This window comes from Pseudoalteromonas sp. AS84 (assembly GCF_038900255.1).
Lineage (GTDB): Bacteria > Pseudomonadota > Gammaproteobacteria > Enterobacterales > Alteromonadaceae > Pseudoalteromonas.
Window position 1 is genome coordinate 46,207 of record NZ_JBBMQY010000011.1, and the last position, 14,930, is coordinate 61,136.

13 protein-coding genes are annotated in these 14,930 nt (G+C 37.7%); 9 read left to right on the forward strand and 4 right to left on the reverse strand.

Annotation, left to right across the window (positions count from 1 at the left end):
- Positions 1–29 precede the first annotated feature (29 nt).
- Both WNY79_RS12540 and WNY79_RS12545 read right to left on the reverse strand, forming a co-directional pair.
- On the reverse strand, positions 30–1,355 hold the full coding sequence (locus WNY79_RS12540) for a carbohydrate porin (protein ID WP_342876006.1): 1,326 nt from the start codon (positions 1,353–1,355) through the stop codon (positions 30–32).
- A gap of 99 nt (positions 1,356–1,454) precedes the next feature.
- Positions 1,455–1,937 carry a MarR family transcriptional regulator gene (locus WNY79_RS12545; RefSeq protein WP_024598783.1) on the reverse strand — a complete coding sequence of 161 codons (483 nt, stop codon included), beginning with the start codon at positions 1,935–1,937 and terminating at the stop codon, positions 1,455–1,457.
- A gap of 427 nt (positions 1,938–2,364) precedes the next feature.
- On the opposite strand from WNY79_RS12545, the gene WNY79_RS12550 reads away from it, so the two are divergent.
- From WNY79_RS12550 to WNY79_RS12565, 4 genes are all read left to right on the forward strand, one after another.
- Positions 2,365–3,213, forward strand: a complete 849-nt coding sequence (locus tag WNY79_RS12550; protein ID WP_076925537.1) for a D-hexose-6-phosphate mutarotase — start codon at positions 2,365–2,367, stop codon at positions 3,211–3,213.
- Positions 3,214–3,242: 29 nt separating this feature from the next.
- Positions 3,243–3,776: a PH domain-containing protein gene (locus tag WNY79_RS12555; protein ID WP_342876007.1), complete on the forward strand. Its 534-nt coding sequence runs from the start codon at positions 3,243–3,245 to the stop codon at positions 3,774–3,776.
- Positions 3,769–5,316, forward strand: a complete 1,548-nt coding sequence (locus tag WNY79_RS12560; protein WP_342876008.1) for a PH domain-containing protein — start codon at positions 3,769–3,771, stop codon at positions 5,314–5,316. Before WNY79_RS12555 ends, WNY79_RS12560 begins: the two co-directional genes overlap by 8 nt.
- A 122-nt stretch (positions 5,317–5,438) precedes the next feature.
- Positions 5,439–8,255, forward strand: a complete 2,817-nt coding sequence (locus WNY79_RS12565) for a hypothetical protein (RefSeq protein ID WP_342876009.1) — start codon at positions 5,439–5,441, stop codon at positions 8,253–8,255.
- A gap of 16 nt (positions 8,256–8,271) precedes the next feature.
- Here WNY79_RS12565 and WNY79_RS12570 read toward each other — a convergent pair whose 3' ends face one another.
- Entirely contained in the window at positions 8,272–9,432 is a 1,161-nt protein-coding gene (locus WNY79_RS12570) for a tetratricopeptide repeat protein (protein WP_170072727.1), read from the reverse strand.
- Between the two features lie 309 nt (positions 9,433–9,741).
- Between WNY79_RS12570 and WNY79_RS12575 the strand changes: the two genes are divergently transcribed.
- Positions 9,742–10,461: a DUF6445 family protein gene (locus WNY79_RS12575; protein WP_342876010.1), complete on the forward strand. Its 720-nt coding sequence runs from the start codon at positions 9,742–9,744 to the stop codon at positions 10,459–10,461.
- Between the two features lie 220 nt (positions 10,462–10,681).
- On the opposite strand, the gene WNY79_RS12580 is transcribed toward WNY79_RS12575, so the two are convergent.
- Positions 10,682–11,815 carry a PepSY-associated TM helix domain-containing protein gene (locus WNY79_RS12580; protein WP_342876011.1) on the reverse strand — a complete coding sequence of 378 codons (1,134 nt, stop codon included), beginning with the start codon at positions 11,813–11,815 and terminating at the stop codon, positions 10,682–10,684.
- 287 nt (positions 11,816–12,102) lie between these two features.
- Between WNY79_RS12580 and WNY79_RS12585 the strand changes: the two genes are divergently transcribed.
- The 4 genes from WNY79_RS12585 to WNY79_RS12600 all read left to right on the forward strand — a co-directional run bounded on the left by WNY79_RS12585 (position 12,103) and on the right by WNY79_RS12600 (position 14,890).
- Positions 12,103–12,717, forward strand: coding sequence for a PQ-loop repeat-containing protein (locus WNY79_RS12585; RefSeq protein WP_342876048.1), 615 nt, complete (start codon positions 12,103–12,105; stop codon positions 12,715–12,717).
- A 70-nt stretch (positions 12,718–12,787) separates the two neighbouring features.
- Entirely contained in the window at positions 12,788–13,612 is an 825-nt protein-coding gene (locus WNY79_RS12590; protein ID WP_342876012.1) for a hypothetical protein, read from the forward strand.
- Positions 13,609–14,082, forward strand: coding sequence for a pilin (locus tag WNY79_RS12595; protein WP_342876013.1), 474 nt, complete (start codon positions 13,609–13,611; stop codon positions 14,080–14,082). The genes WNY79_RS12590 and WNY79_RS12595 overlap by 4 nt, the downstream gene beginning before the upstream one ends.
- Before the next feature lie 19 nt (positions 14,083–14,101).
- Positions 14,102–14,890, forward strand: a complete 789-nt coding sequence (locus tag WNY79_RS12600; protein WP_342876014.1) for a PhzF family phenazine biosynthesis protein — start codon at positions 14,102–14,104, stop codon at positions 14,888–14,890.
- Positions 14,891–14,930 lie beyond the last annotated feature (40 nt).

Genomic DNA, 14,930 nt, shown 5'->3' on the forward strand with positions numbered 1-14,930 from the left:
CCTTTTAAAAAATAAATGCGGTTAACAGGTTAGAAGTAGTAACCGATGTTTATGTTGAAACGACGTTCTGTATCGCCATCCCCAATAACTGTTCCGCCAATAAACGGCTGGTTACGTGCTTGAATAAAGTCGAAGTAACTAAAGAAGCCACCTGCTGCAACACTCATACCCGTTACGTTCATCCATGTATCTGCACTATCGTCAGACTTGTCATAAATAATGCCGTAATCGTTGTAAAATTGAATGTCGGTAACAGGCCCCCAATCAAGCGAGTAATTATAAGCAACGTTAAAGTTAGTCATAGTAGCTTCGCTAGATACAGTGTCGTAATACGCATACGCACCAACAACAAAGCGGTCGCTGCTGTCGTCTAGGTCGTAGTCGTATTCACCGTGTTGAAATTGGATATTCCAGTTGTTAATTGTGCTATCAACATGAAATGCCCATGCACCGTAGTTACCTGCACGGTCGTTACCGTCATGTAAGCCACCACTTAATAGTGATACACCCACATCGGTAGTTATATTTTTGCTGTGCTCAATTTGATACGTCGCTCGCCCGGCAAACGTATTGTATTCGCCTATGCGAGAGCCCGGTGCATCGTATGTACCTTCTTCTGCAGAACGACTACCAATAATGTCGTAAGAGTAACGATGGTTAATATCTGAAGAGCCACCGTCCACACCGCCTAGCTCATCATTTTTGAAAAAGCCTAGGTCTAATTTCCAGTTATCTTTAAGTTTACGTTTTACTACTACACCTAAATCAAAATCGTCTTCTAGGCCTACGTAATAGTTAGTACTGAAAAAGTAGCTGTGTGAGTTGTATGGGCCATTACCAAAAGGCACGGGTGCAATACCTGCTTGTCCTTCCCAGCCATCTGCAAACTCGTAACCTAAGTAAGCATACTTAACAACGGTCATGTAATCGTAAAAACGTACTTCACCGTTAAGTGAAATGTCGTTAATTTCACCAGATACATTTATACGGAAAATATCAAAATCAAAATCGCCACCGCGATCTTGGGTATCTTCATCGTATGTGTTGGTGCTGTAGTTAAAGCGTATTGCTCCACCTACTTTAATGCCTTCATCTTTTTTCTCAGGCTCTGCTGCGGCAACTTCAACCACTTTTTGATCAGATTTTTTACTGATGTTTGCAACTTGTTGTTCGTGTTGCTTGTTAATTTGTTGCTGTTTTGTTTTTTCATCAGCTAGCTTATTCTCAAGCAACTGCATTTGTTGCTTAAGCTGTTTAAGTTGGCTTTGTAGTGTGTCTAGATCATCAGACGCATAAGAAGTGCTTGTAACACCACCTAAAACGAGTGCTAGTGTTAATTTTGAGAGTTTAGTCATAATAGCCGCTCTGCTTGTGATTAAAAAATAAAAAATTCAAGACGTCAAAAAACGCCTTACGTTTAGAGTAAGTACAAAACTATGTATTTTTTTTATTGTTTATTCTTTAGGAGCTTGAGTAAGTGCACCAACTTCTAGAAGGGGCGATGCATCTAATTTATCTGCATCCATCATCGCGGCTACACGCTGCATTGATGAGAGTAAAAGGCTCTGTTCCCACTCAGCAAGCGCAGAAAACTTTTCAATAAAGTGTTCTTGCAATGGCTGAGGTGCTTTATCAAGTAACTCTTTTCCTTTCTCGGTGAGGTATAAGCTCACTCTGCGTTTATCCATTTGACTGCGTACGCGTGTTACTAAGTTTCTGCTTTCTATTCTGTCGAGAATATTGGTGACCGTTGCTGGGCTTAAATTTACGTTTTGAGCAATACGGCTCGCCGTTATTCCATCGGTCTTTCTAACTTCTTGCATTATAAGCAATTGTGGGCCTGTTAAACCCGAAGTTTTATTTAGCTGCTTAGAATGTAAGTCAATCGCGCGGATCACTTTACGTAAAGAAACCAATAACTCGTCATATTTTTGCATTTGCTTATCTCGTCGATGGGGCGGTAGTTTGCCGTAATCGCGAAATGTTACACATCAAATAAATTGAATTCAAACAATATATTGCACATTAGGCCGCTTTTATTGGTTTTTAATAGTTAGAGCAGTAACTAATGTAAAATTATGTTGTTTAAATTATAGTAAATTTTCTTAGCATCTTGTGTGCATTAAGTTGCGCACAGTACGTATGTTGTGAATAATTGGCAAGTCTTATTGTATAGACTTTAGTATTATTCATTTACAGCTGTTAGTACAAAGTAATTGTTTGTGAGTTTACTGTATATGTATTAATCGGCAATGAACAAATTCAGCAATCAATATTTAATATCAATAGCGTATACTTTAAGCATGCATTATTGTTTCTGTACAAATATTAAAAATCTTTAGTATCAGTATTATAGGGGAAGGTATGAAATTATCGCCATCAGTTAGCATTGAGCAAAGCGAAACCGGTCTTGAGTTTATTAAAATAGCTAGTGCAAAGTGCGACGCAAAAATATTTTTGCAAGGTGGGCAAATTACCGAGTATATCCCTAAAAATAACAAGCCACTTATATGGGTATCACAAGACGAAACCTATCAGGAAGGGGCAAGTATTCGAGGTGGTATTCCTATTTGTTGGCCATGGTTTGGTACACACGCTAATGATGGGTGGCCTGCCCATGGTTTTGCGCGCACAAGCGTGTGGCAAGCTGATGAAGTACACGAATCTGATGAGCAAATTACAGTTAGTTTAAAGCTACCCATGAAGCTTGTTAATACGACGTATTGGCCACATCAGTCAGCATTAAAAGTTGAGTTTGTATTAAGCGATAAATTACAGGTTCGCTTAACTACGACTAACTTAGGGAGTACGCCGTTTAGCTTTACTCAAGCGCTGCATACCTATTTTCCTACATCAGACATTACAAATACCCATGTTGATGGTTTGCAAGGCGCGCAATATATTGAGTTTGGTGAAGGGCCATTTGTACAAAATGATGTTGTAAGTTTTGAGCGCGAAACCGACATGGTTTATACACAAGCAAATACAATTCAAACTATTAATACGCCAGAGGGTGTTATTAATGTGAGCCGCGAAAATTCAAGTTCGTGTGTACTGTGGAACCCATGGATAGAAAAATCAAAACGCTTATCTAACTTTGCTGACGATGAGTATAAAACGATGCTCTGCTTAGAGGCTGCTAACGTATTGACAGATAAAGTAACGCTTGAGCCAAAACAAAGCCACACCTTAATAACCACCATTAGTTGGTAATTAATTAAAAGCAGTAATAGGGATAAATAGTGTTTAACAATCAACAAATAATGGATTTACCAAAGCATAGTGATATTAGCTTTAAGCCATTGGCTGATAAAGCCTTATTACATACACAGCTTAGCTCGCTTCTGTTTTATATACCGCTAATTGGTGCGCTGATTGCGGTTTGTTATTTTAATGAAGCCTTTGCTAATAATGCACAAACGTATTTGCTAATTGGTATGCCTATTTTAGTGGCCGTATCTATGCTGTACAACATGATAAGTGTGAGGTTGCGAGGTTTTGCAGTGCGAAATCATGACATTGCTTTTAAAAAAGGCGTTATTTGGCAACAAGTGACAGTATTACCTTTAGCACGTGTACAGCATATGGAAATACACCAAGGACCAATAGAGCGAAAACTCAGCCTTGCGAGCATTAAATTATTTAGCGCTGGCGGTGTAAGTGCCGATTTACAAATTAGTGGATTAACCCATGATGATTGTAAAAATATGCGCCAATTTGTACAAAACTACCGTCAAGACGACACAACACCTCAGGCAACTTTAGTCGATGAGTAATACAGCTATCGAAGATCAAGTCAGTCCTATTTACTGGCAAAAAGTATCGCCTTGGGCACTTTTATATTTTGTTGTGCACTTTAGTGTGCGCTTTGTAAAAGATGGCCTTTTAAACTTACTACCTATGTTTGTAGTGTTTGTTACTCAAGTAGAAAATAAGTTGTTTTGGGCGCAGGTGGCAGGCGGTATTGGACTGGTTTTATTATTTGTTTACTCATTTTTATATTATTTAAATTTTAAGTTTTGTATTAGTAGCGACAACGAAATATTGCTTAACAAAGGTGTATTTAAAAAAGAGCGACTTACGCTTAAATTTGGCCGTGTGCAAAACGTTAATATTGCCGAGCCATTTTATTTTACCCCTGTAAATTTAGTTAATTGTATTTTTGATGCTGCTGGCAGTGTGTCACAAGAAGTTGTTTTACCAGGCGTCACTAAAGATTACGCACAGCAAATGCGTAAACAAATATTTGATTTTAAAGCGCTGCAACAAGAAGAAATACAAAATACTGAACAAAGCGAAACAGACACTATCGAAAACAAGCTAAGTATTAGCAATAAAGAAATAGCTAAATTTGGTTTAATGTCGAATATGGCTATTTTAGCAATCGCTGCTCTTGCCCCTTTTATAAACCTGATTGTTGATTTTTTAGAGAAGCAAATTATTACCAAAGTAGAAGGCTTTTATCGGCAAGAGCTGGGTATGCTGGCCAGTGCTGCTACCTTTGCAATGATCACCTTAATTATTTTGTTAGTTTTGGCTGCTGTGATGCTATCGGTGACTATGTCGCTTATTCGTTTTTACAACTTTGAGCTTTATTTTAAAGGTCAAAAGTTTAAACGTATTGCTGGCTTGTTAGAGCGCCATCAGCTTTCGATGAGCATGGATAAAGTGCAATCTATTGTTATTAAGCAAAATCTAATGGGGCGATTATTAAAGCGATTTACCGTTGAGTGTTTACAAGCAAGTAGCGGCGGAATAGCAGCCGGTGTTGCGGCTAAAAAAAATAAACAAACCTTAGTATTACCTGTATTAAATAGCGAACAAGTTGATAGTGTATGCCAATGGATTTACCCTTGGTTTAATAGTAAAAAACTCGCTTTTAAGCGCGCAGAGCGAGCGCTTTTGTATAAAAATTTAGGCTTTTATTCACTGTTACCCAGTGGATTAGTGTTTGGCTTTTGTTTTATTGCTGATATTAATACTTTGATAAGCCTTGGTGTTTTGGTGGTGTTTTCTGGCTTGGTAACTTTATCGTATCAGCGTTATGGTTATTACATGCATGAGGATAATGGCCGATTTTACATGGTTGTACGCAAAGGTATGATTGGGGTTCATTACCGTGTGTTTGAGCTTTATAAAGCACAAAGCGCACGCAGTATAAGTACCTACTTAATGAGAAAATCAGGCTTAAAAAGCCTGTATATACAACTTGCTTCAGGGTTTGCATTTATGCCCTACATAAAGCAGCAAGATGCTGACTTTATTATTGATTTTACAATTAAGCAGATTGAGTCAGATACTCGCAGCTGGATGTAAACTCCCCTAATAAAACATGTGTAAATACACATTTGCACATGTTTTATTACACTTTCTTACTGCCCATGAAAGACATTTAATAATACCCTAGATGGTATTAAGGAATTCTTTTAGGGACGCTCATGAAAAAAACACTCATCGCATCAGCTTTATTACTAGCTGCACCAAGCTTTGCAGCCGATTGGCAAACTATTCATACCGAACATTTTAATATTCACTACAGTATTGAGCATGCTGATTTTGCTAAATCAACTGCAACAGAGCTTGAAATAGTACGCACCAAAGTGCTTGAGCAGCAAAACAGAGCACTTGATAAAACAGTTGAGGTAGTGGTGTTTGATCCCCTAAATGCAGCAAACGGCTTTGCGCTACCTACCTCAAGTAACCCTGTAATGGCACTTTTTACAACCCCACCACAATCCGACACAGTTATATCAAACAGCTCTGGCTGGCAGCAGTTGCTTGTGTTGCATGAATATATTCACTTAGTGCACTTAGCACAGCCTACACGCAATCACTGGCAGCAAAAAGTACGTGGCATATGGGATTTATACGACTTAACCTACAGTGATACGCCGCGCTGGGTAGCCGAAGGTTATGCCACATTGATTGAGTCTAAAATGACGGGTCGTGGGCGTTTGTTTGATAACTACTCAGAGTCAATACTGCGAGAATTTGCTCAACAGGGCGCACTGCCAACCTATGGGCAGTTAAATGGCGAGCAGGGCTTTATGGGCGGCTCAATGGCGTATTTAATGGGTAGTCGCTTTTTAAATTGGTTAGAGAAAAACTATTCAGAACAAACACTCGATAGTGTTTGGACGCGAATGCAAGGCGTAAAAACGCGGAATTTTGATGAGGCATTTAGCGGTGTGTTTGGGCAAAGTGCAGCCAAGCTATATCGCCGATTTATAGCTGAATATACCTATAAAGCAATGCAAATAGAGCAAGGGGAGCCGTTACTTAATAGTGAACTTTGGCTTGAGCTTAACTTATATGCAAGTAACCCAGCACTTTCAAAAGATGGTAGTAAGATTGCGATTGTTGAGCGAGATATAGAGAGTAATACCAAGCTTATAATTTATAGCACGGATGACAACATTAAAGCGCAAGAAGAGTTTACTAAAGCGCAAAAAGAGCTACTCGAAAACGATGCACAAGATATTCCAGATACAGCGCCCAGTGTGTTTAAGCGCGAACAAAAACAAGTGCTTAATCAAATTAACCGAGCCGGTATTGCAAATCCTCAATGGGTAAATAGCACAACGTTGTATTTCAATGCGTACAGCAATGAAGAGTCGGGTATTTATAACAAAGTGTCTGACATATTTAGCTATAACACTGACACTGGAAATATTACACAACTTACCGAACTTGCTGGTATACGACGATTTAGCGTAACCAGTAACGGTGAAACCTTGTATGGCGAGCAAATAAGAGATGGCTACTCTGAATTAGTAAAGGTTGATCTCAATACGCAAACCACCACACCATTATTTACAAAAAGCCTTGAGACAACTTACGATTATCCAATACTCAGTCCTGATGAAACTAAATTAGCTTATTTATCAACGTCATTAAATGAAAACTGGCAATTGTATATACAAGGTGTAGGCGGCAATCAGCAGCAATTAGTACCTATGCCAAACGGGTATCAATATTTAAGTCAGCCGAGCTTTAGTCATAATGGCGAGTCACTTTACTTTGTTGCAGGTTTAAATAGCGCCACCGATATTTATAACTACAACATAGAGAGTAAAACACTCACCAAGTTAACTCAAGGGCAAGATGCCGTTGCCCACCCAATTGAAATGGCTGATGGCTCGCTGCTTTATTTTTCGATAATCGCAGATGGACCAAATGTAAAAAGACTGCCAAAAGCTATAAATAGCACTGTAGTTACTGAATTTGCGGCTAACAAAAAAGCACCGTTGCTAATAGTAAACGAACATACACTTCCAAAAGCTAAAATATATAAGCACGAAACTATAGAGCAAACAAATTACAACGTACTCGACCAGCACGCTACTTTCGCAATTGGTTCTCAGTATTATTCGGCTTCTACCAGTTTGTTAGATTTAAGCATTAAAAGTAGCGACTTATTAAAGCAGCTCGACTTGCAAGCGGGATATAGCACTGATTTACATGATGGGGCACTGCACGGTGGTTATGTGCAGGCAAAATATAATGCGCTTGATGTAAAACTGAAACTTGCACTGTTTGACTATGATTTAGATACATCGCGCCAGTATGAGCAAAGTCTAAGTGCAGACATGGATGCCCGTGGTGGTTTTGCCGCAATAAGTTACCCCGTTAAATTTGGGCAGTTAAGTTTAACGCCAGAGCTTGCCTACAATTACACTGATTATAGGCAAAGCCATAAAAATTGGACGCGTTTAGGCATTGCTCAAAATTGGCAATATGATCGTCAAGATTTTGCAATAGGTCAAAGCCTTTATGCGAGTTGGTACGATGGCAGTAGTAAGAGCAATAGTTGGCAAGGTTACGATTTAGCCGCCAAACTTTTTGGTAAAGCGTTTGGTATTCCTCTTTATGCAAACTTTGATCAAAAACAACGTGATGACAGGAGTCTTGCATTAGGTGGCTTTAGCTCAAATCTTATTAATCAGCAGCAAAATAGTGAATATGTACTTTCATCTGAGCTGCCTTTTTACAGTGCAACTGCAAAGCGCTATCAAGGTTACGGTGGCGGCTTTAGCTTTAAAGAAGGCATGCCGTGGCTTTATTATAAGCAACATCAACTCGACGACACCGTATACGCACAAAGCTACGGCTTAAAATACCAAGGCGATTTTAGTTTTGGAATGGGGCCTGCAGGCGTAAATGATTTAACATTTAATATGGGACTGTCGCGAGTAGAAGGCGACAGTTTTGAAGATGAAATGCGTGCTTGGCTGAGCTTTTATTATTCGTTATAAATATTAATTGGCTAAGTTACTTATCCATTTGCAAGGATAGTAACTTAGCTTGATATACATCGAGTTTTTGGTTATCACGCTCTAGTTTAATTGCTTTTTCAAGTAGGGTTTGTGTTTGTTTAACATTACCTTGTTGATAGCGAACTTTTGCGAGTTCCAAGTATAGCTCAGCAATGTAAGGCGCTTTAGTAATCGCTTGCTCAAGGTGTGCTTTAGCTTGATGAGCGTGGCCAGCTTGTAAGTTGTTTTTAGCGATCACTAGTAATTCGTATGGGTCTTTTTCTTTATTAACTAATTGTGAGGTGAGCTCTTTAACAAGCTCTTTGTCGCCTAACTTTTTAGCTAAAAGCTGATAGTTGCTGATTAAATTAATGCTTATTTCGTTATTACTAAGTGCTGTTTGATAGATGTTTTTAGCGCTTTGTAAATCACCAGCTCGGCGATGTAAAATGCCAGCTATGTTAAATAGCTCTGCATCATTTGGTGTAAATTTATTCGCTTGTAAAATAAGAGAGTAAGCAATATCAAGCTGTTTGTCTGCCAATGCTATGGCAGCTAAATTACTATAAAACTTAGAAACTAAATCGTTATAGTCTGCGCTGCTTGAATAAAAACTGCGACGGGTAGGGAAGTAATCAATTAAGGTACCCGCTCTGAAAAACTCAATAATATTATCATCTTTTTTCTCTACTTTCGGAGCATATACTTTTGTTCTAAAGTGATTAGCGACATAAACAACATTATTTTCTTTTGCGTATATGGGCTTACTTGTAACTTCTTGAAAGCTTGTTTCTAACCCAAGAGCTTGTGCGTAGCTTTGCGTTAAAATGGCTAAACTAATGCAATTACCTTGCGAACGCTTTAAGGTTTGAGCTGAAGTAAGTGTATCGCCATGGTATTTAAAGTTAGCTATCTGGCTTTCGAGGTAGTTGTAAATTATGCGGTCATCACGGATTTGGGATAGCTTTTGGTTTTCGGCGTAAGCTAAAAACATTTCTTTTTCAGCATCCGGTAACTCAAAAATACTGTGCTCAGAAGGTGTGTCGAGTTCATTAAACAAAGAATGGTTTAATAGTTGTTCAAGTCCTACTTGTTGTTCTACTTGCTGAACCTTGGTTGTGTTACATCCAATTAAAAATAAAAAGGTAATACTAATAACTATTTTGATAAATATCATAACCCACTCCTTTGTTAATTTTTACATTACAATGTGGTGGGTTTTTAATCAATGTTATAGATGTTTTTTCTAAAAATTTTATAAATGGACTAATGCTAAATTTACGATGTATAAAATTTTGGCTTAAATACTAATGTGACCATAGTTTTATAATGAAACACTAATAAACTATGCCCTAATACAGAGCTGTAGGCAAAATAACGGTAGTAGCTTTGGGTATGCGCTAAGTAGAGTTTTATTATTCACTTTAAATGACTGTTAAGTAAATGTTATATTCTGAGCTGTTTTAATAAAATAAGTATTTTGACAATGTCATTTAAGCACCAGAAAGTTCCCAAGAGCGTTGTACTTCCAAGCGTCCCCTCCGACGCACCTGGTTTAAGGTATGAAAAGCCAGAACTAGGTAGTAACTATTGGGTTGTTGATGAGTTTTTTAAACATGAAGAAGCAATGGCTATTCGTTCTTCATGTTTAAAAAAAGAGGTTTGGAAGTACGGTAAGCCGTATACCAAAGAACTTTGGCCTGGAATGCGCACTCCTAATGCTCTAAATAGTAAACAGCTTAAAAAAATAGAAAAATATGTTAAGTCAGTTATCAAAAAAAATAAATTATGGGTTGCTGATTCCAATAAGGTTGTAGTTGATACCAATACTGCAATTTTAGTGGGGGCTGAAGAAGGGGCTTCTAGGCCTCATGTAGATAATCGTTATTTATGTAGATACGCTGCTGTTTTGTATTTAAACCCTGATCCAATTATCTCTGCCGGTACCTCTTTTTATCGTTTAAAATATGCAAACGAAGCAGCAGGAGGAAATATTGTCGATCCTCCTTATGCTAACCTTGTTGATGCACTTAATGTAAGTAGCCTTCCATATAGCGCATGGTATAAAGACATAGATATTGAGAATCGCTTTAATCGTTTAATTATATTTAAAGGTAGTATTGTTCACAGTGCATCTGAGTATTTTGGAGATGATTTAAATACTAAAAGGCTGGCGATAACATTTTTTTGGATGTGCGAAGATTAATTAATAATTCTTTTTAGGCAGAAAAACCTTGTCGATAGTAAGGCAAGAATTTCGTTACTTAGTTGTTCTAAATGAGACGTTTTTAATGCAACTAGCGTTAGGTTTACTCCCTCAAAATGATTAAGTATTATTGCGCACTCTCTTCTATAAATAATATGTAGAGTGCTGTTTTTATAATTTATAAGTAGCTTATTATTAAATGAATCATAAGCTATTATTTTTAAACGTTAGTGACTTGGCGTTTATTAAAACGGTTTTTTTGTGATTGTTTTTTACGTTTTCGGCGAGTAAACCATAAGTAAAAACCAGTACCTGCTAGCCACACTGGGCTCAAACCAATTACGCACCACAGTATTTTACTTATTAGCCCTGCAAAGTAGCCAAAATGAAGTTTTCTAAAACTATCAATTACTTGCCAGCCAATGCCTACTTCGCGAATATCCCAGTTAGTTAAATGTTCGCCTGTTTGCTTGTCGTAACTAACTGTATTAGCGTATTCGCTTGCAAGCGGGTTGCTTGTGTCTACTTCGCCAAATAAAGTAATATTTTCGTCAGGCTCGAGTGGCATAACTAAAAACGTACCGTTAAAAGTGGGTATTTGTTTTTTACTGTCATCAAGTATGTGTTGAAAAGAAATATCGCTGCTGTGTAAGTTTTTGGTTAGTACAAAGTGCTCTTCTTCAGCGTGTTCAATAACTTCGTGATACCACACCGCCCAGTTAAAGTAGCCACCTGTGATAGCTAAAATAATAATGATGGGAGATCCTATAACCCCCGTCATTTTATGAATGTCGCTAAGTACTATTTGCAGTGTTGCACGCCAGCGCACACTAAATAGACGCTGCCAAAATTTACGATAAATAACAAGCCCAGTTACACCTAATACCAATAGAAACAATGCAAAAAAGAAGCCTAATACAGTACCTGTTTGCCCTGGTAGATTTTTAAAGTCGTTAAGTAAAAAGGTGTAATGCAGTTCTAAAAACCAATCGGTAAAATAATGGCTGGTACCAACAGGTTCAGATAAAATGTCACCTGTATATTGGTTTAAATGAAACTTATACCATTGCTCTGTGCCGCGTTTTACTAAGTAAACCCGATCAGCAGTATCATTGTTAAATATTTCCCAACTACCTACTACATATTCAGGGTAAGCATGCTCTGTTTTTGCAATTAACTTGTCGATTGGCATGCGCTCTGGCAGTGCTTTTACAACAAAGTGGCTGCTTGGCATAAGTAGGCCATCTATCTCACTTTTAAAAACTAATACGCTCCCTGTAATACTAATAACAATCAACGGAATGATGGCTATGAGGGCGATCCAACTGTGTATTTTAAAAAGAGTTTTTCTCATAAATAGTTTTATATAGCAGCTAATGACTTGCGCATGATAACAACTATCATTTTTATTTAATAGTTTGTGAGTGGACTTTCTATTAAATAGGTAAACTGTTAACTTAATTCTACGGTTTTTGTATACCTAGCTTGCCAGTACCTAAAATAAGAATGTCTTATTTAGTTGAGTTAAATCTACGCGGCTCTACAATGCCGCGCTCATAGTAAAAGCCTTTTAAAACAGATGTTTATTAAATGTTTTTATTTTCATATTTAATTAACATTTATGTAACGAGCGAGGTTGTTTTGGCGCATTATTTGCCTATATTGTCTTCATTTATTTTGGTTTTTAGTTTTTTACCATTACTAAACAAAATTCGAAAAAACCGTAGTGTCTCAGGTTTATCACTATTGATGATGACGTTTGGGTTAGCACAAAGTCTTTACTTTATAACCTACAATATTTATTTTGAACGCTTTTATATTGCGTTACCATTTATAGTAACAGGCGCGCTAAGCGGACTTATTTTGTATTTTTTTGCACGTTATAACGCAGCCAAACGAGAACGGGTGCAGTTGGTTACTATGCTAGGCTTTTCGTTACTGCCTTTTTCACTGCTTTTGAATTCAACCCTCGATACTGCAATGGTATTAAGCGCCTTAACGTATGTTGGCCTGGTGATGAGTTCGGTACGTGTTATGCCACAAACCTATAAAACATTGCGTACGGGTAATGTAAGTAATTTAAGCGCGCGCTACTTTAGCTTGCAGTTTATTGCTGGTATTTGCGGCTTAGCTGTTGAGCTTACAACAGTTGCTCCAAGCACGGCGCACTTACTTATGTTTATTATGCTATTGCTTACCAATGCTGTGCAATTTGGTTGTATGCAATATTATAGAATGCGACCTGTAATGGCTTAAAAACAAGCTACTTAAGTTCCTATTTAGCCTAATTTATGGCAAATTACTTTATCAAATAAAGGGATAAAGTATGAATTGGAATCAGTTTGGCTATATTTGCCGTGTTAATAGCTCTAAAACACTAAGTACAGAGCAAAAAGATGAGCTAAGTACACAGTCCCATTTAAATATGTATGCCAATAGCGGGTCGCATAGTAAATTAGCGCATAATATGGTGATGCAAATTGCATCTCAAGATGAAGCAACATCGCAAAAGCAAGCTGCGTATTATCAATGCTTGCCAGAGTTAGTTAACGAATTTAAGTTTGAGCACAAGGGCTGGCTTAGTTACTTAACCATTGTATTTGTTATTTATGTTTTATCCTCTTTGTTGTATCAGTCTTTTGTTGTGCCTTCTTTTGTAGAGATATATAGCAAGCACACTGTTTCTTTAAATCATGTATTTGATGATTATTTTACTTACTGGTATGTGCCAATCATCTTACTCGTTTTATTGCTGAGTATTATTTTTACCGTTATTTTAAAGCTCAAAAATGCAAGTACTCTCATAGAGCTAAAGCCTTTTTCAGGTTTATTTAAATTTCTTATTCCTCGTCAATTAATTAATGAGTATAACTCTTTAATTACCACGCTATTATTTCCAAGTAATCATAAAAAGGGTATTAAAGCTTCTACACCCCAAACCGAGCATTTAGCTAAATGCGAGCTGCTAGGTTTAGAAACCCAAGAAGAATTTAAAGCGTTATTAAAGCAGCAGCTAAAATTACTTAATGCGCATATTAAAAGCTATATAAATAAGCTCGTTATTGTTTATGGTTTGGTCATTGTTGTTTCTATTTACCTGTTTGTTAAAGCGGCTTACCAACCAATATTTATGCTAGGAGAAGTACTATGAAAACGAAAGGATTTACGTTAATAGAGTTGATGGTAGTGGTGTCTATTATTGGTATTTTAGCTGCTGTTGCGCTACCTCAATATAGTAAGTATATGCAACGAGCAGAACTTGTTGACCCATTTGCAATGGCTGCTGTTATTCGCGAAGACGTTACGGTTTATTATCTTGAAAACAGGCGCTTTCCAGCAAGTAATGAGCAAGCGGGTGTACCTGCAAGTAAATTTTTGATTGGTAATCGAGTGACGGGCATCACAGTCGATAATGGTGCTATTCATATTAGCTTGGGTAATAAAGCCTCACAGCTTTTGCAAAATACAGTTTTAACATTCAGACCCGCCGTTGTAACAGGAAGCCCTATAAGCCCAATTGCATGGTTATGTGGGTTTGATGAACCGGTAACTGGCATGCAAGCTATTGGTGAAAATAAGACAACAGTACCAAAAGAAATTTTACCTTCAGCATGTATATAAAATAATTTAGGGGATTAAAGTGCAATTAGCTATTCATCAAATAGATGCGTTTACGAATGAGTTATTTAAAGGTAACTATGCGGCAGTGATCCCACTAGAATCGTGGTTAAGCGACGATTTAATGCTAAAGATTGGCGCTGAAAATAACGTATCTGAAACTGCTTTTACCTGCCTGCAAAACGATGGAAGTTTTGTTATTCGCTGGTTTTCGCCGTTAATGGAAATCGATTTTTGTGGTCACGCCACACTTGCGGCGGCCTATGTTTTATGTGAAGAGCATAATATATCGCAAATTCGCTTTATTGCTGATGCGGTGGGCGAGCTAATCGTTAATAAAAACGCTGATGGCAGCTTTGCAATGACCTTTCCAAAACAAGCACCGGTTGAAGTGCAAAATGTGCCGCAGCAACTGCTTGACGGCCTGTCTATACAACCGAGTAAAGTGCTTAAAAATCGCCAAGCCTACTTTGTTATTTATGAAAGCGGTGACCAAATACTTGAATTAAAAACTAGCTCAGAGCTTTTAAAAACGCTTTATCCACTTGATGTAGTGGCCACTGCTCCAAGTACTGAATATGATTTTATATCTCGTTATTTTTGGCCTGCAAGCGGTGGCGATGAGGATTACGTAACAGGTTCTATTCATACTGGCTTGGCACCTTACTGGGCGCAGCAGTTGGATAAAACTACGTTAAGTGCTTATCAAGCTTCAAGCAGAGGCGGGCATTTACTATGTGAAGTGGGTGATACAACCGTTACCTTAACAGGGCATGCTGTAAGGTATTTAAAAGGCACTATTTATATTTGATCTGTGAATTAGGTTATAAAAAAGGCCACGTTAAACGTGG